Annotated in this window: 26 protein-coding genes; 8 read left to right on the top strand and 18 right to left on the bottom strand. The window is 43.1% G+C overall.

What is annotated here, in order from left to right; genetic code table 11:
* Window positions 1–376: 376 nt before the first annotated feature.
* The gene (tyrS, locus tag AC0L6V_RS22240; RefSeq protein ID WP_265220525.1) at window positions 377–1,681 is read right to left on the bottom strand and encodes a tyrosine--tRNA ligase; all 1,305 of its coding nucleotides are present in this window, start codon (window positions 1,679–1,681) and stop codon (window positions 377–379) included.
* A 107-nt stretch (window positions 1,682–1,788) separates the two neighbouring features.
* Here tyrS and AC0L6V_RS22235 point away from each other — a divergent pair, with 107 nt between their 5' ends.
* A complete protein-coding gene (locus AC0L6V_RS22235; protein WP_265220524.1) occupies window positions 1,789–2,259 on the top strand; it encodes a hypothetical protein in 471 nt (156 codons plus the stop codon).
* A complete protein-coding gene (locus AC0L6V_RS22230) occupies window positions 2,166–3,245 on the top strand; it encodes a peptidoglycan DD-metalloendopeptidase family protein (protein WP_321160395.1) in 1,080 nt (359 codons plus the stop codon). Before AC0L6V_RS22235 ends, AC0L6V_RS22230 begins: the two co-directional genes overlap by 94 nt.
* 69 nt (window positions 3,246–3,314) lie before the next feature.
* Here AC0L6V_RS22230 and trxA read toward each other — a convergent pair whose 3' ends face one another.
* The 6 genes from trxA to lptM all read right to left on the bottom strand — a co-directional run bounded on the left by trxA (window position 3,315) and on the right by lptM (window position 7,351).
* Window positions 3,315–3,641 carry a thioredoxin TrxA gene (gene trxA, locus AC0L6V_RS22225; protein ID WP_418138618.1) on the bottom strand — a complete coding sequence of 109 codons (327 nt, stop codon included), beginning with the start codon at window positions 3,639–3,641 and terminating at the stop codon, window positions 3,315–3,317.
* A 103-nt stretch (window positions 3,642–3,744) separates the two neighbouring features.
* Window positions 3,745–4,455 carry an HAD family hydrolase gene (locus AC0L6V_RS22220; RefSeq protein ID WP_265220523.1) on the bottom strand — a complete coding sequence of 237 codons (711 nt, stop codon included), beginning with the start codon at window positions 4,453–4,455 and terminating at the stop codon, window positions 3,745–3,747.
* Entirely contained in the window at window positions 4,452–5,117 is a 666-nt protein-coding gene (locus tag AC0L6V_RS22215; protein ID WP_265220522.1) for a DUF484 family protein, read from the bottom strand. The genes AC0L6V_RS22220 and AC0L6V_RS22215 overlap by 4 nt, the downstream gene beginning before the upstream one ends.
* An 8-nt stretch (window positions 5,118–5,125) precedes the next feature.
* Complete coding sequence (gene dapF / locus AC0L6V_RS22210; protein WP_409419102.1) at window positions 5,126–5,956, bottom strand: diaminopimelate epimerase; 831 nt, start codon at window positions 5,954–5,956, stop codon at window positions 5,126–5,128.
* A gap of 10 nt (window positions 5,957–5,966) precedes the next feature.
* Window positions 5,967–7,220, bottom strand: coding sequence for a diaminopimelate decarboxylase (gene lysA, locus AC0L6V_RS22205; protein ID WP_265220520.1), 1,254 nt, complete (start codon window positions 7,218–7,220; stop codon window positions 5,967–5,969).
* 14 nt (window positions 7,221–7,234) lie between these two features.
* Window positions 7,235–7,351 (bottom strand): LPS translocon maturation chaperone LptM, encoded by a 117-nt coding sequence (gene lptM / locus AC0L6V_RS22200; RefSeq protein ID WP_265220519.1) that lies wholly within the window; start codon window positions 7,349–7,351, stop codon window positions 7,235–7,237.
* 225 nt (window positions 7,352–7,576) lie between these two features.
* Here lptM and AC0L6V_RS22195 point away from each other — a divergent pair, with 225 nt between their 5' ends.
* On the top strand, window positions 7,577–8,203 hold the full coding sequence (locus AC0L6V_RS22195) for a hypothetical protein (RefSeq protein ID WP_265220518.1): 627 nt from the start codon (window positions 7,577–7,579) through the stop codon (window positions 8,201–8,203).
* A 373-nt stretch (window positions 8,204–8,576) separates the two neighbouring features.
* On the opposite strand, the gene fghA is transcribed toward AC0L6V_RS22195, so the two are convergent.
* Window positions 8,577–9,407 carry an S-formylglutathione hydrolase gene (gene fghA, locus AC0L6V_RS22190; RefSeq protein WP_265220517.1) on the bottom strand — a complete coding sequence of 277 codons (831 nt, stop codon included), beginning with the start codon at window positions 9,405–9,407 and terminating at the stop codon, window positions 8,577–8,579.
* A gap of 80 nt (window positions 9,408–9,487) precedes the next feature.
* Complete coding sequence (locus AC0L6V_RS22185; RefSeq protein WP_409419100.1) at window positions 9,488–10,603, bottom strand: S-(hydroxymethyl)glutathione dehydrogenase/class III alcohol dehydrogenase; 1,116 nt, start codon at window positions 10,601–10,603, stop codon at window positions 9,488–9,490.
* 184 nt (window positions 10,604–10,787) lie between these two features.
* On the opposite strand from AC0L6V_RS22185, the gene AC0L6V_RS22180 reads away from it, so the two are divergent.
* Window positions 10,788–11,678 (top strand): LysR family transcriptional regulator, encoded by an 891-nt coding sequence (locus AC0L6V_RS22180; protein WP_265220515.1) that lies wholly within the window; start codon window positions 10,788–10,790, stop codon window positions 11,676–11,678.
* 47 nt (window positions 11,679–11,725) lie between these two features.
* Window positions 11,726–11,989 (top strand): DUF3820 family protein, encoded by a 264-nt coding sequence (locus tag AC0L6V_RS22175; protein WP_265220514.1) that lies wholly within the window; start codon window positions 11,726–11,728, stop codon window positions 11,987–11,989.
* On the opposite strand, the gene AC0L6V_RS22170 is transcribed toward AC0L6V_RS22175, so the two are convergent.
* A complete protein-coding gene (locus tag AC0L6V_RS22170) occupies window positions 11,986–12,447 on the bottom strand; it encodes a GNAT family N-acetyltransferase (protein WP_265220513.1) in 462 nt (153 codons plus the stop codon). The two genes, AC0L6V_RS22175 and AC0L6V_RS22170, sit on opposite strands and share 4 nt — an antisense overlap.
* 130 nt (window positions 12,448–12,577) lie before the next feature.
* On the opposite strand from AC0L6V_RS22170, the gene AC0L6V_RS22165 reads away from it, so the two are divergent.
* Together AC0L6V_RS22165 and AC0L6V_RS22160 are read left to right on the top strand one after the other, a co-directional pair.
* Window positions 12,578–13,033 carry a GNAT family N-acetyltransferase gene (locus AC0L6V_RS22165; RefSeq protein ID WP_265220512.1) on the top strand — a complete coding sequence of 152 codons (456 nt, stop codon included), beginning with the start codon at window positions 12,578–12,580 and terminating at the stop codon, window positions 13,031–13,033.
* A 114-nt stretch (window positions 13,034–13,147) separates the two neighbouring features.
* Complete coding sequence (locus AC0L6V_RS22160) at window positions 13,148–13,849, top strand: aspartate/glutamate racemase family protein (protein WP_265220511.1); 702 nt, start codon at window positions 13,148–13,150, stop codon at window positions 13,847–13,849.
* Window positions 13,850–13,932: 83 nt separating this feature from the next.
* Here the strand turns inward: AC0L6V_RS22160 and AC0L6V_RS22155 are convergent, their stop codons facing one another.
* The 6 genes from AC0L6V_RS22155 to AC0L6V_RS22130 all read right to left on the bottom strand — a co-directional run bounded on the left by AC0L6V_RS22155 (window position 13,933) and on the right by AC0L6V_RS22130 (window position 17,971).
* Window positions 13,933–15,309, bottom strand: coding sequence for a class II fumarate hydratase (locus tag AC0L6V_RS22155; protein WP_409419099.1), 1,377 nt, complete (start codon window positions 15,307–15,309; stop codon window positions 13,933–13,935).
* A 3-nt stretch (window positions 15,310–15,312) separates the two neighbouring features.
* Window positions 15,313–15,681, bottom strand: coding sequence for a hypothetical protein (locus tag AC0L6V_RS22150; protein ID WP_265220510.1), 369 nt, complete (start codon window positions 15,679–15,681; stop codon window positions 15,313–15,315).
* Between the two features lie 256 nt (window positions 15,682–15,937).
* Window positions 15,938–16,417, bottom strand: coding sequence for an FKBP-type peptidyl-prolyl cis-trans isomerase (locus AC0L6V_RS22145; RefSeq protein WP_111608392.1), 480 nt, complete (start codon window positions 16,415–16,417; stop codon window positions 15,938–15,940).
* Window positions 16,418–16,512: 95 nt separating this feature from the next.
* A complete protein-coding gene (locus tag AC0L6V_RS22140; RefSeq protein ID WP_409419098.1) occupies window positions 16,513–17,100 on the bottom strand; it encodes a DUF1439 domain-containing protein in 588 nt (195 codons plus the stop codon).
* On the bottom strand, window positions 17,097–17,501 hold the full coding sequence (locus AC0L6V_RS22135; RefSeq protein ID WP_265220507.1) for a hypothetical protein: 405 nt from the start codon (window positions 17,499–17,501) through the stop codon (window positions 17,097–17,099). Before AC0L6V_RS22135 ends, AC0L6V_RS22140 begins: the two co-directional genes overlap by 4 nt.
* Window positions 17,474–17,971: a mechanosensitive ion channel domain-containing protein gene (locus AC0L6V_RS22130; protein WP_418138617.1), complete on the bottom strand. Its 498-nt coding sequence runs from the start codon at window positions 17,969–17,971 to the stop codon at window positions 17,474–17,476. The genes AC0L6V_RS22135 and AC0L6V_RS22130 overlap by 28 nt, the downstream gene beginning before the upstream one ends.
* A gap of 126 nt (window positions 17,972–18,097) precedes the next feature.
* Between AC0L6V_RS22130 and AC0L6V_RS22125 the strand changes: the two genes are divergently transcribed.
* On the top strand, window positions 18,098–18,523 hold the full coding sequence (locus AC0L6V_RS22125; RefSeq protein ID WP_265220505.1) for a YebG family protein: 426 nt from the start codon (window positions 18,098–18,100) through the stop codon (window positions 18,521–18,523).
* A 23-nt stretch (window positions 18,524–18,546) separates the two neighbouring features.
* Here AC0L6V_RS22125 and AC0L6V_RS22120 read toward each other — a convergent pair whose 3' ends face one another.
* Window positions 18,547–19,434, bottom strand: a complete 888-nt coding sequence (locus AC0L6V_RS22120; RefSeq protein WP_409419096.1) for a LysR substrate-binding domain-containing protein — start codon at window positions 19,432–19,434, stop codon at window positions 18,547–18,549.
* A gap of 63 nt (window positions 19,435–19,497) precedes the next feature.
* Window positions 19,498–20,235: an amino acid ABC transporter ATP-binding protein gene (locus AC0L6V_RS22115; RefSeq protein WP_265220741.1), complete on the bottom strand. Its 738-nt coding sequence runs from the start codon at window positions 20,233–20,235 to the stop codon at window positions 19,498–19,500.

The following is a 20,235-nucleotide window of genomic DNA, read 5'->3' as shown; positions in this document are numbered from 1 at the left end:
CCGAAGAACAACGAAACAACATAAAGCGAATTGACGTGTTAGACGTTTCGCAAGACTTCAATTTTTTTGACCATCTCGAATCAGTTAAAAACCAATCCAGACAATCTTCTGAAGCCTCCAGCGAGCGCCCACACAAATTATCTGATTATCTATTTTAAAGAGCTGGCTGACTTTAATCTCTTACTAGGTTTTCTAGGAAGTTGAACTTGATCTTCGTTGCTCTGAAGCCTTGTCCGTGTCAGCGAGGGCGTATATTAAGGATCTACAGATTTTGTGCAACCTTTTTTTAAGATATTTTGAAAATTTTTAATTAATACTTGATAAAGATGAAGGCGCCTGAGCACTTTCATCTTTATCAGCGGCTAACATACCATCGTTATAGTACGAACAAGTGGTGTTTTTTCTTGCCCAGCTTCACTAGGAAGTATTTTCCAAAGTAACCATTTGCGGCTGTAAAAATATCTGCTGCAGCCATGTTATCGCTTAATCCTTTTGCAACACCATTAACAAAAATAGAGTCACGCTGAAGTGCATCCTTCACTTGCTTCCCATTCGCAGCTAACCCAGCATCCGCCATCAAACTAGTAAGTGGCGTTTCAGACAGATTAATTCCAGCTAACGAGCTACTTGGTAAACCATCAAGCTGAATTTGCTCTAGATCTTTTTCACTTAACTGATCCGCCTCACCACTAAATAAAGCATTAGTAATACGCTCTGCAGCTTGCAATCCGTCTTCACCGTGTACCAGGCGAGTTGCTTCACGAGCTAAAATCAATTGACCTTGTGGTTTCCCTGCACTCTCTTGATCAGATTTTTCGATTGCAGCAATTTCTTCAAGGCTTAAAAATGTGAAAAACTTTAAAAATTTATACACATCAGCATCGGCTGTGTTTAGCCAAAACTGATAAAAAGCATACTGACTGGTTTTGGAGGCATCCAACCAAACCGCTCCAGATTCTGTTTTACCAAACTTTGTTCCGTCAGCTTTTGTTACCAAAGGAACCGTCAAACCAAAAGTTTGTGATTGATTTTGGCGACGAGACAAATCAATACCACCAACAATATTTCCCCACTGATCACTACCGCCAATCTGAAGGGTACAGCCATAAACTCGATTTAGCTCCGCAAAATCCATTCCTTGCAATAAAGCATAGGAAAACTCTGTAAAAGAAATTCCTGCGCCTTCTCTATTTAAACGTTGCTGTACAGACTCTTTATTGATCATGGCATTAACAGAAAAATGTTTTCCTATGTCACGCAAAAAATCCAACACACTCATCTTGCCAGCCCAGTCAAGATTATTCACAACGCGCGCGGGATTTGACACACTGTCAAATTTTATAAACTGGCTAACTTGACCTCGAATTTTTTCGGCCCAGCCAGCTACAACATCAGCCGTATTTAGTTGACGTTCAGCGGCTTTAAAACTGGGATCACCAATGAGACCTGTGGCACCACCAACTAATGCTATAGGGTTATGACCAGCGTCTTGAAAGCGTTTTAATACCAATAAAGGCACAAGATGCCCTAGATGCAGACTGTCTGCCGTTGGATCAAAACCACAATAAAGAGTACGACTTTCACCATCAAGATGTTTTTTTAATTCATCTTCTGCCGTCATTTGGGCAATAAGCCCACGAGCTTGCAAGTCATTTAAGAGGTCTTTACTGCTTACAGTCATTATTTTGATCCATATCCTAGTGAGTTTATCTTAATTTAAGCATTCAATTATAAAAGTAATATTGGTAGGATTATAAGGGCTTATTGAAGATTTTTTGGGTGCACATTTTGACAAAATTATTACCAGCAAAACATTTACTCTCAATCGCTATGGTAAGTGCCTTTCTAGCCGTGGTGTTAGTCGCACTCCCTGATGATGACATTGAAGATAAAAACACCATATCACTTGAAGCAAACTTTGAGGTGATAGATCAGTCACAGCTTATGCTGCAGGATCTACGACAGCTTGCGCCCACATCAAATACTGCGGTGCCAAACACCTTCATCTCTACCAATAATATAAAAACAGATACAACCAATACAAATACGACAACAACGACAACAACGACAACCATACACGACATACCTGCACCAGAAGCATTAGTTCAAAAAAGCGCCCCCCTGTATTTAAAGAACAAACTGTTGAAGTTAAATCCGGCGACTCGCTGTCTAAGCTATTATCAGCTGAAGGTATCTCAGCACAAGATATCCACAAAGTCTCCATGGCTGATACAAAACAAAAAACATTGCTTCAAATGAGACCTGGCCAAACCCTCCAATTTAAAACCAATAACACGTCTGGCGAGCTGTCAAGCTTAACACTCATACTCAACCGCCTAGATAGTGTTACGTTTGACCGAGTCGGCGATGAATTCACCAGGAAGGAAACATCACGCACACCAGAAGTGACCCAAGCATATAAGGAAGCTGAAATAAACGACTCTTTATTTGTTGATGGACTGAAGTCAGGAATCGACCAATCACTCCTTATAGAGCTAGCCAACATATTTGGTTGGGATATCGATTTTGCCTTAGATATACGCAAAGGCGACAGCCTCAGTGTTTTATACGAAGAACAGTTATTAGATGGTGAAAAAATCGGAAATGGCAACATCATTGCCGCTCAATTCATCAATAATGGCCGCACTTATCAAGCTATCCGATACTCAACAGAAAAAGGATCAAGCTATTACTCTCCTGATGGGCTTGCAATGCGAAAAGCTTTCATCCGAACGCCTGTTGACTTTACGAGGATCTCTTCGAAATTTAACCCCAACAGATTACACCCAGTATTCAAAACAACAATGCCTCATAGAGGTGTAGACTATGCTGCAGCCAGTGGCACCCCAGTAAAAGCGGCCGGAGATGGAAAAATATCTTTCGCAGGCAAGCAAAATGGTTATGGTAACGTTGTAATTATTGATCATGGTAGAGGGTACCAAACTCTGTACGCACACTTAAGAGGCTTCGCCAAAGGCACCAAGCGCGGCGCTAGAGTACAGCAAGGAAAAGTTATTGCCTATGTCGGACAAACAGGCTGGGCAACAGGCCCCCATTTGCATTATGAATTTAGAATTAACGGCACTCACAAAAATCCGATCACGGTTAAACTGCCCAATGATGAGCCAATGCCAAAGAACGACCTGAAAAACTATTTGCCTTATGCAAAGAAAGTAGTTGCAACACTCGCAAATTCCCACTCCCCTGAATTCGCACAAAAACTTGCATCACTCAATAAAAATTAAGCAACCGGAATAGTAAAACAAAAAAGCAGCCAAACGGCTGCTTTTTTGTGTTCTTACAAAACAGTACTATTAGATAGCGCCATTAACAAATTCAATCAATTGAGATTTAGAAACAGCACCCACTTTAGTTGCAACCACTTCACCACCTTTAACAACAAGCAACGTAGGGATACCACGTACATTGTATTTAGGTGCAGTTTCTTGGTTTTCATCAACGTTTAGTTTAACCACTTTAACTTTACCAGCATATTCTGCAGCAACATCTTCTAAAACAGGCGCGATCATTTTACAAGGTCCACACCATGGAGCCCCAAAATCGACAATAACAGGGATATCAGAATTTAGCACTTCTTCTGCAAACTGAGCATCAGTAATTTGGATTGTATTTTCACTCATAATAATTCCTTAAAATTCTATTTTAACCATTGAATACAACTAGTGTATCACTAAATGATAGGGGTAAAAACGAGTTCTCATCAATTATAGCAATAGAAAAATACTATAATAGTGACCGAATAACGGTTGGCAACTCAAGCAGCGAATGTATTTCCGCGTGCGAACGCGCTCCCCACTCATCAGACCAACGCTGCGCACCATGCCGATTGAACCAAACACTTTTCGCACCAGCATTTGATGCCCCAAAAACATCATCTGTTGGATGATCTCCAACATGAATAATCTCAGACAAATCAACCCCAGCTTTCTTAGCCGCAATCTGAAAAACACTGGCGTCAGGCTTTGCAACGCCGACTTCATCAGCCCTCACAGCAAAACTAAAATATTGCCCCAAACCAACGTAAGGATGGAACACATCTGCATTACCATTGGTAATAACAGCCAAATCATAATCTTGCTTCAATGCTTCCAAAACATCGACAACATAGGGATAGAGGTCCACTTTTTGACGCCACTCACAAAAATGCGCCAGCGCTGCACCAGCAACCGACTCAGCTTCCTCTGATGGTAGTCCAAATTGTTTTAACGCAAGCTTATAGACTGCCAATCTTACAGCAGTCAAATTAAAGGCCATCTCAGGTTTTAGAGATAAGACGTTAGTTTTTAACGCTTCTCGCGCAACAACAGAATATTGCTGAGAAAACCCCGGAAAACGCTCTTCAAACCAAGATTCCATGGCATATTCCGCTCGCATTATTACGGGCGAGACGTCCCAAAGAGTATTGTCGAGATCAAAAGTAATCAACACACTCACGGCAACAGCCTTAACAAAATAGCACTCAATAAGTCGGCAACATATTGAAGAAACAAAGCCCCCTTATCTTTATCAAAAGCAGATTTACTTTCTGCTCCCAACACAAGGACACCACATTTTTTTATCGTGCCACTTTCTCGTGATAGCAGAGGCAAGACGGCTACTGAGCGAATTGATGAAGCGCTATCAGAAAAAAGAAAGTTCATCTCGTTATCTGGCAAGGCACCACAGAAACACTCAGTAAAACCGGAAGTGTGAGGCAAAGATGCCTCATTTTCTTCCAATTTATGAGACCGAACCGCATTATCAGGAAATTCACCATACAAAATTAAGGTATGGTGAGACACATCAAAATCTTCTCTCACCATATCATCAATAATGACAACAAGATCATCCAAAGAACTGCATGTCAGTCCAGCTAATACTAAGCGACGACTTTTTTGCATAGTTGACTCGTTTTCACGAGCCACTTCGACTAAACGCTCAAATTGAGCGCGATAATCAGCCGTTGACTTGCGCAGTAAATTGACCTGATATTCTAGTAAAGAAACCACCTTGCCATTAACTGGATGAGGAAGCGTTAGGCTCTCCAACAAATCAGCATTCCGGATAAAGAACTCCGGTGTGTTTGACAGATATTGAATAACCTCTTCTTCGCTCATAACCCCTCTTATAGGTATATTTGACCTTCAAATACTTTTTCAGCAGGACCTGTCATCAGAATAGGTGAACCTTCACCTTGCCATTCAATATGCAAATCCCCACCTCGCAAATGCGCAGTGACTTTAGGTGACAGCCATCCTTGCTTAATACCCGCAACAACCGCTGCACAAGCTCCTGTCCCACAAGCTTGGGTCTCACCGACACCACGCTCATAAACTCGTAACTTGATTTCGTCAGGACTAATAACCTGCATAAAACCCACGTTCACCTTTCTAGGAAAACGCTCATGACACTCAATCAGAGCCCCAACAGTCGCCACTTCATCATCAGTCAACTGGTCGACCTTGATGACAGCATGGGGGTTACCAACAGACACTGGCGTCATAAAATACTCAACGTCTCCAGCCATAATGCTATAAAGCGCATCTGAAGGCTCGGCAGTAAACGGCAAGTCGTTTGGATCAAAACTTGGCTCCCCCATATCGACTGTGACCAAGCCTCCGTCCAAAACACGCAATTGAATCGCGCCACGTTTTGTTTCGACGTTGATAATGCGTTTATTCGTTAGCTCTCTATCCAAAACAAATTTAGCAAAACAGCGAGCACCGTTGCCACAATGCTCAACTTCACTGCCATCCGAATTATAAATGCGGTAACGAAAATCCATATCAGGATTGGTTGGCGGCTCGACGACCAAAAGCTGATCAAAACCAATCCCCCAGTTACGATCACTCAATTTCTCGATTTGCTGTTTATTAAAAAACACCTTACGAGACACTGCATCAACGACCACAAAATCGTTCCCTAGTCCGTGCATTTTAGTAAATTTTAACAACATAACGGACTCCTTAGTCTGGCAAAATTTGCTCACCAGCTAACTGATGTTCAATCGTTTCACGAGCACGAATCAAATAGGTCTTATCACCATCTACCATCACTTCCGCAGCACGATTACGGCTATTGTAGTTTGATGCCATGGTAAAGCCATAAGCCCCAGCTGAACGAACCGCCAAAAGATCACCAGCTTGAATATCAAGTTCACGATCCTTACCCAAAAAATCGCCTGTCTCACAAATAGGGCCAACAAGATCATAATTGCGTTTACCTTCAGGCGTTGGCAACAAAGAAACGGGAACGATATTCATCCAAGCACCGTATAAAGAGGGACGAATCAAATCGTTCATTGCACCATCAATAATGGCAAAGTTCTTGTGCGGCGTGCATTTTAAAAACTCAACTTGCGTTAATAAAACACCCGCATTGGCGGCAATAGAACGGCCAGGTTCAAACGCCAATTCAAAATCTTTACCTTTTACTTTTTCAAGTAGCAGCTTCGCATAATCAGCAGGCTCTGGCGGCACTTCATCACGATAACGAACCCCCAATCCCCCGCCTAGATCGAGATGCTTAATAGTAATACCAGCATCAGCCAATTCATCCACTAAACCAATTAAACGATCAAATGTATCTAGAAAAGGTTTTAACTCTGTCAATTGTGATCCGATATGGCAATCAACACCCATCACATTTAAATTGGGTAATTGATGAGCTATTTTATAGATACGCACCGCGTCTTTAATATCGATACCAAACTTATTTTCTTTCAACCCCGTCGAAATGTAAGGGTGTGTTTTCGCATCCACGTCTGGATTAACGCGTAAAGAGACAGGCGCCACTTTCCCCATTTCACCAGCGACTTGATCCAAACGGTACAGTTCCGCTTCAGACTCGACATTGAAACAATGAATACCGACTTCTAATGCTCGACGCATTTCTACTGCTTGTTTGCCCAAGCCAGAAAACATAATTTTCGAAGGCTCACCGCCCGCTTTTAACACACGCTCAAGTTCACCGATAGAAACAATATCAAAACCAGAGCCTAAACGGGCCAGCACATTTAAAATTGCAATATTTGAGCAGGCTTTTACGGCATAACAAATTAAAGTCGGATGCGATGCAAATGCATCAGCATACGCTTTATAGTGGCGTTCAAAAGTGGCACGAGAATACACATAACAAGGTGTGCCATACTGACTAGCAATATCTGACAACGCAACATTCTCTGCATGCAGAGTCTGATTTGAATAATTAAAAAAATCCAATGGGGAATCCTCAGTTACAAAGACGACTCTTGTTTTGCATCAGTCATGTCGTTCGGCAAATAGAGCGCACCCTTATTTCCACAAGCTGTAAGAAAAACAGCCAAAACACATACTAAAAGCAACTTAAACATCGTCTTATCTCTTCTATTTTCGATTATCACAGTATACCTTGCAGCCAGTTCGTTTCCCAACCCCAGTAAGCCAATTACATGGATATTCTTTTCTCAATATTTTTACAAATGGTAATGACCTTGCGGTTGAATTTGCTATATTTTTAGCACAAGCTACATAGATGTAGACATTCCATGGACTCAATTATCGTCAATCATAGTAAGAAGCACCTTTTAAGAAGTCTAATGAAACAAAAATTTGCGCCATGGGCGGCGGCACTAGTTAGTGCTATCGCAATACATGTACTAGTCATTGAACTATCAGATAGCCAAGATTGGTTCAAAACAACCGCCCAACCATTAACACTAGAGTTACAACTACTACCAACACAAGCGCCTGTCCTTGAGACGCCTTCCGTCACAACACCATCCGACGCAATACGTTCAAACGAACAAGATTTACCTGTGACTGTTGAGCCAAAACCATCAGAAAAAGTATTACAACCAGAAACTACAGCACGGACGGAACCAACAGAAAAAACATCTTCTCCTGCAACCATTGCAACAGAAAAAATAAGCGGAAAAGAGCTAAGCGAAAAGAATCACTCATTTGATCCTAAAGAGATAGACAGCGACATTGATCAAACACAACCTCTTTCAGAAAATACACAACGCAGCAATGATCTAAGTTCTACGCCTCTTGATGCCTCCTCATTAGGAACTGATAGACCAGTGCTTCTTGACTTATCAAATGTGTCTTTACCTTCCAATGTAAAGGACGAAACCTTAACAAAAATCTTTTCTGAAGAGCCTCAGAGACAAAATAGCAGAATCGAAAAAAGCACAGAAAGAGTATCTAAAAGGCCTGACTAAAGAAGTTAACTACCCAATCACAGAGGATGCAGATGGTACGCGTTATGCCAATATAAAAGGCGTATGCTGGCGATTACCAAAAGAAGGTAGCACAGAAGGATGGGCCATTGTTTTTGATGGTTGCGGCATAGATTCAAAATTGTTTCATTTTGAACTTAACATTTCCCCCAAAATACTCACCAACGAATTGCTTGGTCCTGACTCACCCTTCAATATAGATCAACCCATAAAATAAACATGAGCAACCATTTGAAGTTACCCTTACAGGCAAACAAGCCTCTTTTGATAACAAGGTTCTCATCCTAGAAAACAAATCAAAAAAACCTTGGCCTGCTAAACAGTCAATAGCAACCAAGGCTTTTTGATTAAACAACTAACTCAACGCGTTGAAATGATGCTCTAGATGATCATCAATGAAGCTGGCGATAAAAAAGTAGCTATGGTCGTAGCCTGGTTGACGACGTAGCGTGATCGGGTGTCCGGCTTTTTCACAGGCTGTTTCTAGAGCTTCTGGCTTAAGTTGTTCTACCAAGAAGTTATCTGCTTCGCCTTGATCAATAAACAATGGTAATCGTTCACTTGCGTTTTCCACCAGCAAAGTCGCATCCCATTCACTCCAAGTGCTCTTATCCTCGCCCAAGTATCCTGTGAAGGCTTTTTCGCCCCAAGGACATTTGGTTGGGTTGACAATGGGCGCAAAGGCAGAGACAGATTGATACTTACCTGGGTTCTTCAACGCGCAAATCAAGGCGCCATGCCCTCCCATTGAGTGACCAGAGATCGAACGCTTGTCTGTCACAGGGAAGTTGGTTTCTACCAAATGCGGCAGCTCTTGCACCACGTAATCATACATGTGGTAAGTGTTCGAATAAGGTTCCACCGTGGCGTTGATATAAAAGCCCGCACCAGAACCGAAGTCGTAGCTTTCATGTTCATTCGGATAGTCTGTGCCGCGCGGACTGGTGTCTGGACAAACAATCGCTAAACCTAACTCAGCGGCTTTACGAAAAGCCCCCGCTTTTTGGGTAAAGTTTTCGTCGGTACACGTCAGGCCGGATAACCAATACAAAACCGGGACGTTTTGCGTTTCAGCTTGTGGTGGCAGGTAAATAGCAAACGTCATGTCGCCTTTTACAGATAAGCTTTCATGTTTATAGCGCTTTAGCCAACCACCAAAGCTTTTGGTACTGGATAACAATTCCATCGCTGTCTCCTTTGTTATGTTAAAAAAGCCCGCTTAGCGGGCTTATCAAAACGATGTGATCACGGTTATTTATCAAGGGCTTACTTGTCGAAAAGAATGACAGTACGAATACTTTCGCCTTTATGCATCAAATCAAACGCCTCGTTGATACGCTCAAGCGGCATGGTGTGCGTCACGAATGGATCAATTTCGATCTTGCCATTCATGTAGTCTTCTACGTAACCTGGCAATTGACTGCGGCCTTTTACGCCACCAAAAGCAGAACCCTTCCAGACTCGACCGGTAACCAATTGGAATGGACGAGTGGAGATTTCTTGGCCAGCACCGGCCACACCGATGATGATGGATTCGCCCCAACCTTTATGACAGCACTCAAGCGCTTGACGCATCACTTGTACGTTACCAATACATTCGAATGAGTAATCTACGCCGCCGTCGGTCATATCAACGATAACTTGCTGAATGGGCGCATCGAATTTCTTTGGATTGATGCAATCAGTCGCGCCGAACTGTTTCGCCATTTCGAATTTAGATTCATTGATATCAATCGCGATAATGCGAGACGCGCCTGCCATGCGAGCACCTTGGATAACCGACAGACCAATGCCCCCCAAACCAAAGACGGCAACCGTCGCGCCCTCTTCCACTTTCGCCGTATTGAGTACGGCGCCGATACCAGTCGTGATACCACAACCTAGCAAGCAGACTTTTTCTAGTGGCGCGTCAACGTGGATTTTCGCCAAAGAAATTTCAGGAACCACACTGTACTCAGAGAAAGTAGAGGTACCCATATAGTGATAAATTGGCTCACCATTGATGCTGAAACGGCTCGTGCCATCTGGCATTAGGCCTTTCCCTTGAGTCACACGAACAGCTTGGCAAAGGTTAGTCTTACCAGACTTACAGAATTTACACTCGCCACATTCTGCTGTGTAAAGTGGAATAACGTGATCGCCCACTTTAAGCGTGGTAACACCTTCGCCTACGACTTCAACAACACCAGCACCTTCATGACCAAGAATCGCAGGGAAAATGCCTTCTGGATCTTCACCAGACAAGGTGAACGCATCTGTATGACAAACGCCTGTTGCCACCATGCGCACAAGCACTTCACCTTTTTGCGGATCTTGAACGTCCACTTCTTCAATTTTCAGTGGTTGGCCTGGACCCCAAGCAACAGCAGCTTTACATTTCATAGCGCACTCCAAAGTGTGTTTAGATTCATTTTCGATACCACCAGTGTAGACGCAAATGATTACAAGGATAATGCTCGATTTGGAAAATGATTCTTGCCATACAGCAACAATCATTTCAAAACAGCCTTTTTGAGTTATAATATAACAAAATAAACAGTTTTTTTTCCATCTCAAGGGGCAAATTATGAAAAATTGGGAAGCCATGGAGGCTTTTATTGAAGTGGTTCGGCAAGGCAGCTTTTCCGCCGCGGCGACGAAACTGAGTGTATCGGCGTCACACATCAGTCGCTTGATCACGCAACTTGAAGCGGAGCTAGGCACGACATTACTATTTCGTACCACAAGACGCATCCGTTTAAGCGACGCGGGTGAACTGTATTATCAACACTGTCGAGGTTTACCCGAAGCATTAAGCAGTGCCGAAGAAATGATTTCGACCTTAAATCAAGCCCCCATTGGTGCCTTCAAAATGACCTGCGCCACCACCTTTGGTGAACGCTACATTGCACCTTTGATGAATGATTTTTTATTGCATCACCCAAAGATTGAATTGGACTTTCATCTTACCAATCGCCCGGTGGACTTGATCGAAGAAGGTTATGATCTGGCGATTCGTATGGGCGCCATGAAGGATTCCAGCCATTTATCACGGCGATTATGTGACAGAGAAGAATACCTTTGCGCATCAAGAGAATACATCGATCAACACGGTATGCCACATACATTAGCGGAATTAAACAAACACAGCTGCTTAATTGGCTCCAAAAGTCATTGGCTATTTCAACAAGATGGGCAACGTAAAGAAATGAAGGTCGCCAGCCAATGGCGCAGTAACTCTGGCCCCGCCTTATTAGATGCCGTACGTAAAGGCTTGGGCATTGCGCAACTGCCTGACTATTATGTAGTCGATGATCTTGCCAGCGGCAAGCTCATTCCGCTGCTAACGCAATATCAGTATCCGTACAGTGGTGTTTGGCTTGTTTACCCAAAAGTTCGCCAACCCTCACCGAAATTACAAAGTATTTGTGATTATTTAATTCAACGGTTTAGAGACGATCCGCCATTTGCCAAATAAATACTCTATGGTTAAATACTCCCCACATTCACGAATAAGTAAGCCGCATGTTTTCTCAAGAAGATTTGATACAAGTAGCCCGTCAAACCATGCCCTTTGGCAAATATCAAGGTCGAGTTTTAATCGATCTACCAGAAGCCTATTTACTTTGGTTCGCCCATGAAGGCTGGCCCAATGGCAACCTAGGCCAATGGCTGCAACTGGCATTAGAAATCAAAATCAATGGATTGGAAAAACTAGTCGATCCACTGCGTAAACCAACCGTGAAAAAGCCAAACGAACCGAAAATTCGTATTCGCTTTGACGACTAGTCTGCCCTAAAAGAGGCATTAGGATAAACATAGAACAGCACTCCCTGTTCTTGTTTATCTAAGACAAATCCAGCGCGTTCAGCGACTTTTATCGATGCCATATTACCAACTTTCACTTGCGCCACCAGCGGTTCCTTAAAGTACAGCACCAATTTGGACAGCATGCGGTGAGCAACGCCTTTTCCGCGCGCTTCTGGTGCAACCGTCCAAGACAACTCCCAAACACCAGCCATTCGATCTGCTCGACAAGTGCCCACCGCGACACCATCGACTTCGGCTATCCACAAACGCCTTTTTGACAGGTCACTTAACGAAGACTCAAGCCAAACAAGATGCGACGCAAGCGTCACTTCATCGCTATTATGAGAGGCTTGGCGGGTGTCTGGATCATTACGCCACAGCAACAAAAGATCGGCATCGGCCATCTCAACAGGTCGTAAACTTAATGAATCTGTCATTTCAAACCTTTCGCTCATCTAGTGCCTATTTAAATAAGCAGTATACACTTTTGTTTAACGACTAAAAAAAGCTAATTAAGGTACAAAAATTGCTTTATTTTTGAACTCAAAAACAAAGGATATACACCCAATGGACATCAGAATCGATGACTTATCCGGCCCAGAAGTCAAACAAATACTCACCGAACACCTTAAAGACATGTTCGCCGCATCACCGCCTGAATGCGTTTTTGCATTAGATTTAGACGGATTAAAAAAACCAAACATTACCTTTTGGACGGTTTGGGAAGGTAGCCAATTACTCGGCTGTGGCGCGCTCAAGGTACTGGATGAAACACATGGCGAAATTAAGTCTATGCGCACTACCAGCGCAGCCCGCAACAAAGGCATTGCTTCTAACTTACTACGCCATATTCTCGATGCAGCCAAGCAAAAAGGACTCAATAGAATCAGCCTAGAAACAGGATCACAAAACTTCTTCGCGCCAGCTAGAAAACTTTACGCCAAGCATGACTTTACTGAATGTGGCCCTTTCTCCGATTACAAACTTGATCCTTACAGTGTATTTATGACCAGAAGCCTTTAACGGCGTCATTGCGCCATTACAGTCTGCTTCATTAATTTTCCCATCTGTGCATTACGACTGCTGAATAACAGCGTTAGACTTTATGGATTCAAGATAAAAACTAAAGGACGCAGAATGAAAACCATCGGCATTATTGGGGGAATGAGTTGGGAGTCGTCGGCTCTGTATTACAAAAACATCAACGAGCTGACAAAACAGAAACTTGGTGGCTTGCATTCCGCTAAAATACTGTTATCCAGTGTCGATTTTGCTGAAATTGAACGCTTGCAACATCAAGGTGACTGGTCACAGTTAGGAGCAATTCTCGCCGCTGAGGCCAAACGTTTAGAACAAGCTAAGGCTGATTTCATTCTTATTGCGACTAACACCATGCACAAGGTCGCTGATGTTGTTCAAAGTGCCGTAAAAATTCCTTTGCTGCACATTGCCGATGCAACAGCCAAAGAACTCGTTAGACAAAAGCATCAAAAAGTTGGCTTTATCGGCACCCGCTATTCAATGGAAGAAGCCTTTTATATTAAACGATTAGAAGAACAATTTGGTTTAGAGGTCATCACGCCATCAAAGCAAGACAGAGACGAGATACATAGAATTATTTACGAAGAATTATGCTTGGGGAAAATTCTTCCTGAATCGAGAGAGATCTATATCGACATCGTTAATCGACTCCAAGACGCCGGTGCCGATGCCGTCATCGAAGGCTGTACGGAAATCACCCTATTATTAAAACAAGAACACGTCACCGTGCCTTTATTTGATACTACTTACATTCACGCTAAAACCGCTGTGGATGAAGCGTTAAAGACTCTATTTTGAATAAAATCAGCCAGCGCGGACGCTGGCTGATTTTCCTTATTTGGAAAGGGAAAAACCAAATAAGGAAACCTTTTCATTCAGCCCTAGACTCCTCCATGAGTTAACTTAGCTGGATCAAGTAGAGCCAACAATTCACCTCGATTTAAATCCGTTTCCTCTTCGGCGACATCCACCACTGGGCGACCTTCTTTATAAGCTTTTTTGGCGATTTCAGCGGCTTTGGCATAACCAATGATGGGATTAAGAGCCGTGACTAAAATGGGGTTACGATGCAGCGCTTGATTCAATTTATCTTCATTCACACTGAGCGTAGCAATAGCGTTGTCGGCTAAAAGCTGTCCGCTGTTTGCCAGTAGTTTGATGCTGTTTAGCAGGTTCTTAGCAATCATGGGCAACATGACGTTTAATTCAAAATTCCCCGATTGCCCGCCGATAGTAATCGCCGCGTCGTTACCAATCACTTGTGCGGCTACCATAGCCGTGGCTTCTGGTATCACCGGATTCACCTTGCCCGGCATAATTGACGAACCTGGCTGCAAGGCTTGTAATGTAATTTCACCTAACCCTGCCAATGGCCCAGAGTTCATCCAACGTAGATCATTGGCAATTTTCATATAAGTGACTGCCACAGCCTTTAATTGACCAGACAAAGCCACTGCCGTGTCCTGAGAGCCTATCAGGGCAAAAAAGTTTTTTCCTGGTACAAACGTCACCTTGGTTAGATCAGACAGCTCTTTAGCAAAAGTAATGGCAAACTCTGGATGAGCATTTATACCAGTACCAACGGCGGTTCCGCCCTGAGCAAGTTGGGTGGTTTTGTTTTCTAAGTAGGTTAAGTTGTCGATGTTGTCTTGCAACTGCGCCGCCCACGCGTGGAAAGTTTGATCCAATCGCACTGGCATCGCATCCATCAAATGAGTGCGTCCCGTTTTTGTGTAGCCAGCAAGCGAATCGCCTTTTTCAAGAATGGCAGTTTTTAAATGTTCCAACGCGGGCAACAAATGCCCCGTCAATTCCAACGTAGCACTCACATGAATCGCACTAGGGATAACGTCGTTGCTACTCTGACCATAGTTCACATGATCATTAGGATTAACAACCGAACCATGGTATGCACTCGCTAATGTAGCAATCACTTCGTTGGCATTCATGTTCGAGCTGGTACCAGATCCCGTTTGAAAAACGTCAACCGGAAAATGCCGCATTAAATTATCGGCATTTAACAACTCATCGCAGGCCTGTTGAATCGCTTTAGACATCTCAGGCGTCAGACATTCAAGAGATTCATTTGCCCTTGCCGCAGCCGCCTTAATTAAGATAAGAGAACGAATAAACGCCTCAGGTAATGGCTCACCGCTGATAGGAAAGTTATTAATCGCTCGCTGTGTTTGAGCGCCATAGAGAGCCTTCTCTGGGACCTCTAATTCCCCCATGCTGTCTTTTTCAATACGCATACTCATTCTTTAATATTGTCCTTGTTGTTCAAAAGAAGAAAGAAAGTAATGGCTCAAAATTCGTAAATTATGTTCCATCTTGAAGTAATTCTTGGCATCTTGATAGGTGACAATTAAATGCTTGAGATGTGATAAGGGCAAATACACCTTATCTAAACAGGTCTGACGCCAATGAGGAGCAAGGCTGGTATCACAAACCGTGTCTAGCAACACATTGAACACTCTTTGATGTAACAAGGTTGCATCGGTAATGTTCAATCGTTCAGCATACTCTTCTGTTAGGTTTAAATAATGATAAAGCACTTCTGGGGAATCTGCACACTGGCCACCCTGAATGGTTTGCTCGAGTACTGAAAATGGCACTAAATAATGACTCATCACTTCGCCCTCTGAAAATGACACAACAAACAATATAAATGATAACTATTATCAATAATGTGCATGAAGACAAGATCTGTCAAGCTGTTGATAACGATTCTTATTAAATTTTACTATTTGTTGCGATTACTTGATTAAAATCAATCATTCTCAGGCCCACCCAAAAAATACAAAAGCGTAAAAAAACAAAAGCCCCTGCTACGTAATGCGTAACAGAGGCTATTCAGCATCATTCAATACTTAGAGTGCGTCACTCTTAGTGGTGATGACCGCCTACACCGTGGGCATGACCATGAGCAATTTCATCATTGGTCGCTTCACGAGAAGCTACGATTTGAATATTAAAAGTCAGGTCTTTGCCAGACAATGGGTGATTCAAATCAACTGTAGCGTGTTTCAATCCAACTTTCACAACCGTCACTTGACGCATGCCTTTATCCGTTTGAACCATAGCAACCATTCCCGCTTTCCAGCGTTTCGCGCCTTGTAAATGTTTGACTGGCACTTGTTGCTGACGATCTTCATGGCGCTCACCATAAGCATCGGCACAAGCAACCGTTACTTCAAATTCATCACCGACCTCTTTGCCTTCCATCGCTTTTTCAAGTCCTGGAATAACATTACCGTGGCCATGTAAATACGCCGCTGGCTCTTTACCCGCAGAGGTTTCGAGCAACTCTTCGCCATGACGCAAAGTATAGTGAAATTGAACGACTTGATTGTCTGCAATTGACATGCTGTTTCCTCATTCTAAAATTCGAGCATTAATTATTGCGGCATTATAAGGGCAACAAGGCAACTTACCTAGACCCTTCACCAGATGGTTATTGACTAAAAGATAGAAAGCTCTAATGAATCCTCTGTAATAATGATATTTTTAACTAAGGCCGCTGCGGTTTTTTCAGAGGGTGAATGATTTAGCACATACACGGGATGCTGATCGAAATACTCTACAAGGGACTTTTCAAAGTCTGCATGCAAAGACCCCAATGTAGAACGCAACATTTTTTCATTAAAGCTAGATCCCTCAACGTCAATTTGGGTGATTTTTGGTGCCACCAAATACAAACGATCTTCCTCGATACGCACTCCAGATTCAAACGACGGGTTCACTTTTGTGGTAACGGAAAATGTCTGACCAAACGCTTTTAATGTGCCAGTCATGTTACTGGTCATATCCACCAAAACTAAACCACCATCGCGCTCGGTGAAATCAATGTCTGCCCCTGTCACCAGTAAATCTAAATTCAATGTATTGCCATTCAAAAAAAGCGTAATGTGGTTTTCTTGCTGTTCCGCTAACTGTTTTTCCACTTCTTTGTTCATATCGACTTCGCTAATACTAAAACTGTTACAGCCGACTAAAAACAAAGACGTGGAGCACAAAGCAACAATCGCCAATCTACGAATTACTTTCATTCTTCTTTCTCCATGGTCGTCGCATTAACGTGGCGCCTTTCATACCAAAAACTCATAAAATCCTCTGTTACTTTTTGCTCAATCTCCACCGCTTCATCGGTTGGACAAAATAATGAAATGGTAAAAACATTGTAACCTTCTGTGGTTGTCGTGATGCGAACTCTTGGCTCAGGGCCAGATATTTTAATGTCTAAACGTTTCTCAATAAGGCTGTTATAACGAATCGCAACCTCATGAAAATGCTCACTATACTGACGAATTTTATCCAAAATTTGCTCTTTAATCGTAAACAGGTTGACGTCGTCTGAGTGGCGAGAAATGGAAAAGGTATGTGTCACATAACGTCGCATATAGTTCAAATTCTGAACCGTATTCAATAATAAAACGCTATTAGGAACCACGGTCGTACGCCCTGTGTAAGTGTAACTCCCCCCTTCAAGTCAACTTCAAACAATGTGGTCGACAACCAGTCACTGTCCGTCACTTCGCCCTCATAGTTTGCAATACGTATCCAGTCTCCAACTTGATACGGTCGAGTACTCGCTCGATAAAACGCGCCTACAATACAGGCAATAAACTCTTTCGTGGCTATCACCAACGCCACCATGAAGGCAGCAATGGAAATGGCAATATTTTGTAACTCAGATGACCAGATAAGCACCAAACCAACCACTAACAGCAGGTTGAATATGTTATCGACCGTATTAATCCGTTGACGTTTCTTATCATGTTCAAGTTTTTGGTGGAGGCGAATTGCACGTTTCGTATAACGTCGAACGATGTAGGACAATAAAATCCAAGTAAACGTCAAAACAAACTCAACGTGATCCATTAAAATGGAGAAGTCTATCTGAGAAAAATCAACGGCCATAAAAGTGTTTCCTTTAGCAAGAACGCAACTTTATCAATCATTGCCTAAATCAACAAACAAAAGCACTAGACAGAGAAACAAATAATACTGTACATTTATACAGTATTATTTTTCATGAGGTGGATCATGCCTGTCATTATCAAATATGTTGTAGAACGCGATGGAATAGAAAAAATGACTTTTACTTCAAGAGCCGAAGCCGATGCCTATGACAAACTGTTGGATACCGCAGAAGCACTGTATGAGGTTTTAGATCAAAGCCAACTAGCCGGAGATCATGATAAGAAAGAAGCCTTATCCATGTATTTAGCCGAGCAAAAAGACCTGCTATTGGATATTTTAGGTAACAAAAAGAAAAGCACAGCGAAACCGAAAAAAACCAACCGCAAAGAAGCTAGCGCTCAACTTGATCTGAAAGAATCGGCACCTAAAAAAACGCTGGAAGATCTGGTCATCGAACCTGACGAAGACGCGCTGTACGAGGAAGAGGACAGTAACGTTGTGTTTGATCACGATGACATCGTCGATTTTACGGAAAGTGATGCCGCGTAATGCGGCATCTTAATGTTTTTTAACTAAGGCCTATGGGCCTGTTTCACCAGCCAATCAAAAAAAACATTCGCAGCATGATGCAATTGCGCGCCAGACCGTCGTACTAAGTAAAAGGATTCGCTAGCTTCGACCGTTTGTCCAAATGGTGCGACCAATTTACCTTCGCTCAGCATCTCTTGCACCATAGAAGAACGGCCTAAAGCCACACCTTGACCAAGTTCCGCCATGCGCAATGTCGACACTAACGTATCGAACTGCATCCCCATTGACGAGTCAACGTTATCCACGCCCATAATGTTCAGCCAGTAACCCCAACCTTCTTCGTAACCAATCACATGCAGTAGTGAATGATTCACCAAATCCGCGGGTTCTCGCAAAGGTAATCGTGCCATCAGTTCAGGGGAACACACCGGTACAAGATTGTCCCAAGTAAGCCGTTGTGAGATCAACCCAGGCCATTCACCATGCCCCCAGCGAATTTCCATATCCTCTTCATCGTCTAAGGCTTGCACCCAAATATTGCTCACATAACGAATGCCATAGTGGGGATAAGCGACACTAAAACTGGCAAGTTTAGGCGCCAACCAGTGAGAGAAGAACGACAAACTGCCACAGACTTTGATGAGCTGCTTATCCTGTTGGGAAAATATTTCGTTCGTGCCAACCGCCAAACGAGAAATCGCGTCTTTTACTACCGGAAAGTAAGAGCGCCCTTCTTCCGTTAAACTCAAGCCACGCGGTAAACGCTTAAATAACGACACCCCCAAATGACTTTCCAGCAAACGAATTTGCTGACTCACTGCACCTTGGGTTAAGCATAGCTCTTCCGCTGCATGAGTGAAATTAAGACATCGCGCCGATACTTCAAAGGTATGTAGCCAATTTAATGGCGGAAGGGATTTCTTATTCATGATGAATACCCAATAAAGGAGAGAATCTTGGCCAATGATGGCGGCCAAGATGTGTCATCAAAACTAAAGAACCTGACCAAGGAAGCGCTGTAAACGCGGATTGTCAGAACTAAAGAAGCGCTCAGGGCTTTCTTCAAACACTAACTCACCTTCTTCCATGAACACTACGCGATCCGCTACTTCACGGGCAAAGCCCATTTCATGAGTGACCACCACCATGGTCATACCATCACGAGCGAGGCTTTTCATCACGTCCAGCACTTCCCCAACCATTTCAGGATCAAGCGCGCTGGTCGGTTCATCAAACAACATAATCTTCGGATGCATAGCCAAGGCTCTCGCTATGGCCACACGCTGTTGCTGACCACCAGACAAATGTGATGGGTAGTTATTCATGCGCTCCGCTAGGCCTACTTTTTTGAGTAGCTCACGGCCTTCTTGCTCCGCGACTGCGCGAGGCTTTTTCTTCACCTTGATGGGCGACAATGCCACGTTACCCAACGCTGTTTTATGTGGAAAAAGATTAAAGGACTGGAACACCATGCCCACTTCTTCGCGCACCTTATTAATGTTGGTTTTTCTGTCTGTCAGGCTCACTTCATCAATATGAATCGTGCCATCAGAAATGGTTTCCAACTGATTCAAAGTACGTAAAAACGTCGACTTACCTGAGCCACTAGGCCCAATAATCACGACCACTTCACCACGATTAATATCGAGAGAAACATTTTTTAAAGCATGACAGCCATTCGGGTAAATCTTTTCAATATTACGAGCTTGAATGATGCTCTTATCGGTCAT

Source organism: Marinomonas sp. G8-14, from assembly GCF_055808935.1.
Note: the sequence above shows the minus strand (reverse complement) of the source record. Positions and strands in the feature narration are given on the sequence as shown.

Bases quoted from the DNA above. Each gene is read 5' to 3' on its own strand.
- tyrS (WP_265220525.1), bottom strand. From the start codon at position 1,681: ATGACTGTAAGCAGTAAAGACCTCTTAAATGACTTGCAAGCTCGTGGG.
- trxA (WP_418138618.1), bottom strand. From the start codon at position 3,641: ATGAGTGAAAATACAATCCAAATTACTGATGCTCAGTTTGCAGAAGAA.
- AC0L6V_RS22215 (WP_265220522.1), bottom strand. From the start codon at position 5,117: ATGAGCGAAGAAGAGGTTATTCAATATCTGTCAAACACACCGGAGTTC.
- dapF (WP_409419102.1), bottom strand. From the start codon at position 5,956: ATGTTGTTAAAATTTACTAAAATGCACGGACTAGGGAACGATTTTGTG.
- lptM (WP_265220519.1), bottom strand. From the start codon at position 7,351: ATGTTTAAGTTGCTTTTAGTATGTGTTTTGGCTGTTTTTCTTACAGCT.
- AC0L6V_RS22195 (WP_265220518.1), top strand. From the start codon at position 7,577: ATGAAACAAAAATTTGCGCCATGGGCGGCGGCACTAGTTAGTGCTATC.
- fghA (WP_265220517.1), bottom strand. From the start codon at position 9,407: ATGGAATTGTTATCCAGTACCAAAAGCTTTGGTGGTTGGCTAAAGCGC.
- AC0L6V_RS22185 (WP_409419100.1), bottom strand. From the start codon at position 10,603: ATGAAATGTAAAGCTGCTGTTGCTTGGGGTCCAGGCCAACCACTGAAA.
- AC0L6V_RS22180 (WP_265220515.1), top strand. From the start codon at position 10,788: ATGAAAAATTGGGAAGCCATGGAGGCTTTTATTGAAGTGGTTCGGCAA.
- AC0L6V_RS22175 (WP_265220514.1), top strand. From the start codon at position 11,726: ATGTTTTCTCAAGAAGATTTGATACAAGTAGCCCGTCAAACCATGCCC.
- AC0L6V_RS22170 (WP_265220513.1), bottom strand. From the start codon at position 12,447: ATGACAGATTCATTAAGTTTACGACCTGTTGAGATGGCCGATGCCGAT.
- AC0L6V_RS22165 (WP_265220512.1), top strand. From the start codon at position 12,578: ATGGACATCAGAATCGATGACTTATCCGGCCCAGAAGTCAAACAAATA.
- AC0L6V_RS22160 (WP_265220511.1), top strand. From the start codon at position 13,148: ATGAAAACCATCGGCATTATTGGGGGAATGAGTTGGGAGTCGTCGGCT.
- AC0L6V_RS22155 (WP_409419099.1), bottom strand. From the start codon at position 15,309: ATGAGTATGCGTATTGAAAAAGACAGCATGGGGGAATTAGAGGTCCCA.
- AC0L6V_RS22150 (WP_265220510.1), bottom strand. From the start codon at position 15,681: ATGAGTCATTATTTAGTGCCATTTTCAGTACTCGAGCAAACCATTCAG.
- AC0L6V_RS22145 (WP_111608392.1), bottom strand. From the start codon at position 16,417: ATGTCAATTGCAGACAATCAAGTCGTTCAATTTCACTATACTTTGCGT.
- AC0L6V_RS22140 (WP_409419098.1), bottom strand. From the start codon at position 17,100: ATGAAAGTAATTCGTAGATTGGCGATTGTTGCTTTGTGCTCCACGTCT.
- AC0L6V_RS22130 (WP_418138617.1), bottom strand. From the start codon at position 17,971: ATGGCCGTTGATTTTTCTCAGATAGACTTCTCCATTTTAATGGATCAC.
- AC0L6V_RS22125 (WP_265220505.1), top strand. From the start codon at position 18,098: ATGCCTGTCATTATCAAATATGTTGTAGAACGCGATGGAATAGAAAAA.
- AC0L6V_RS22120 (WP_409419096.1), bottom strand. From the start codon at position 19,434: ATGAATAAGAAATCCCTTCCGCCATTAAATTGGCTACATACCTTTGAA.
- AC0L6V_RS22115 (WP_265220741.1), bottom strand. From the start codon at position 20,235: ATGACCGATAAGAGCATCATTCAAGCTCGTAATATTGAAAAGATTTAC.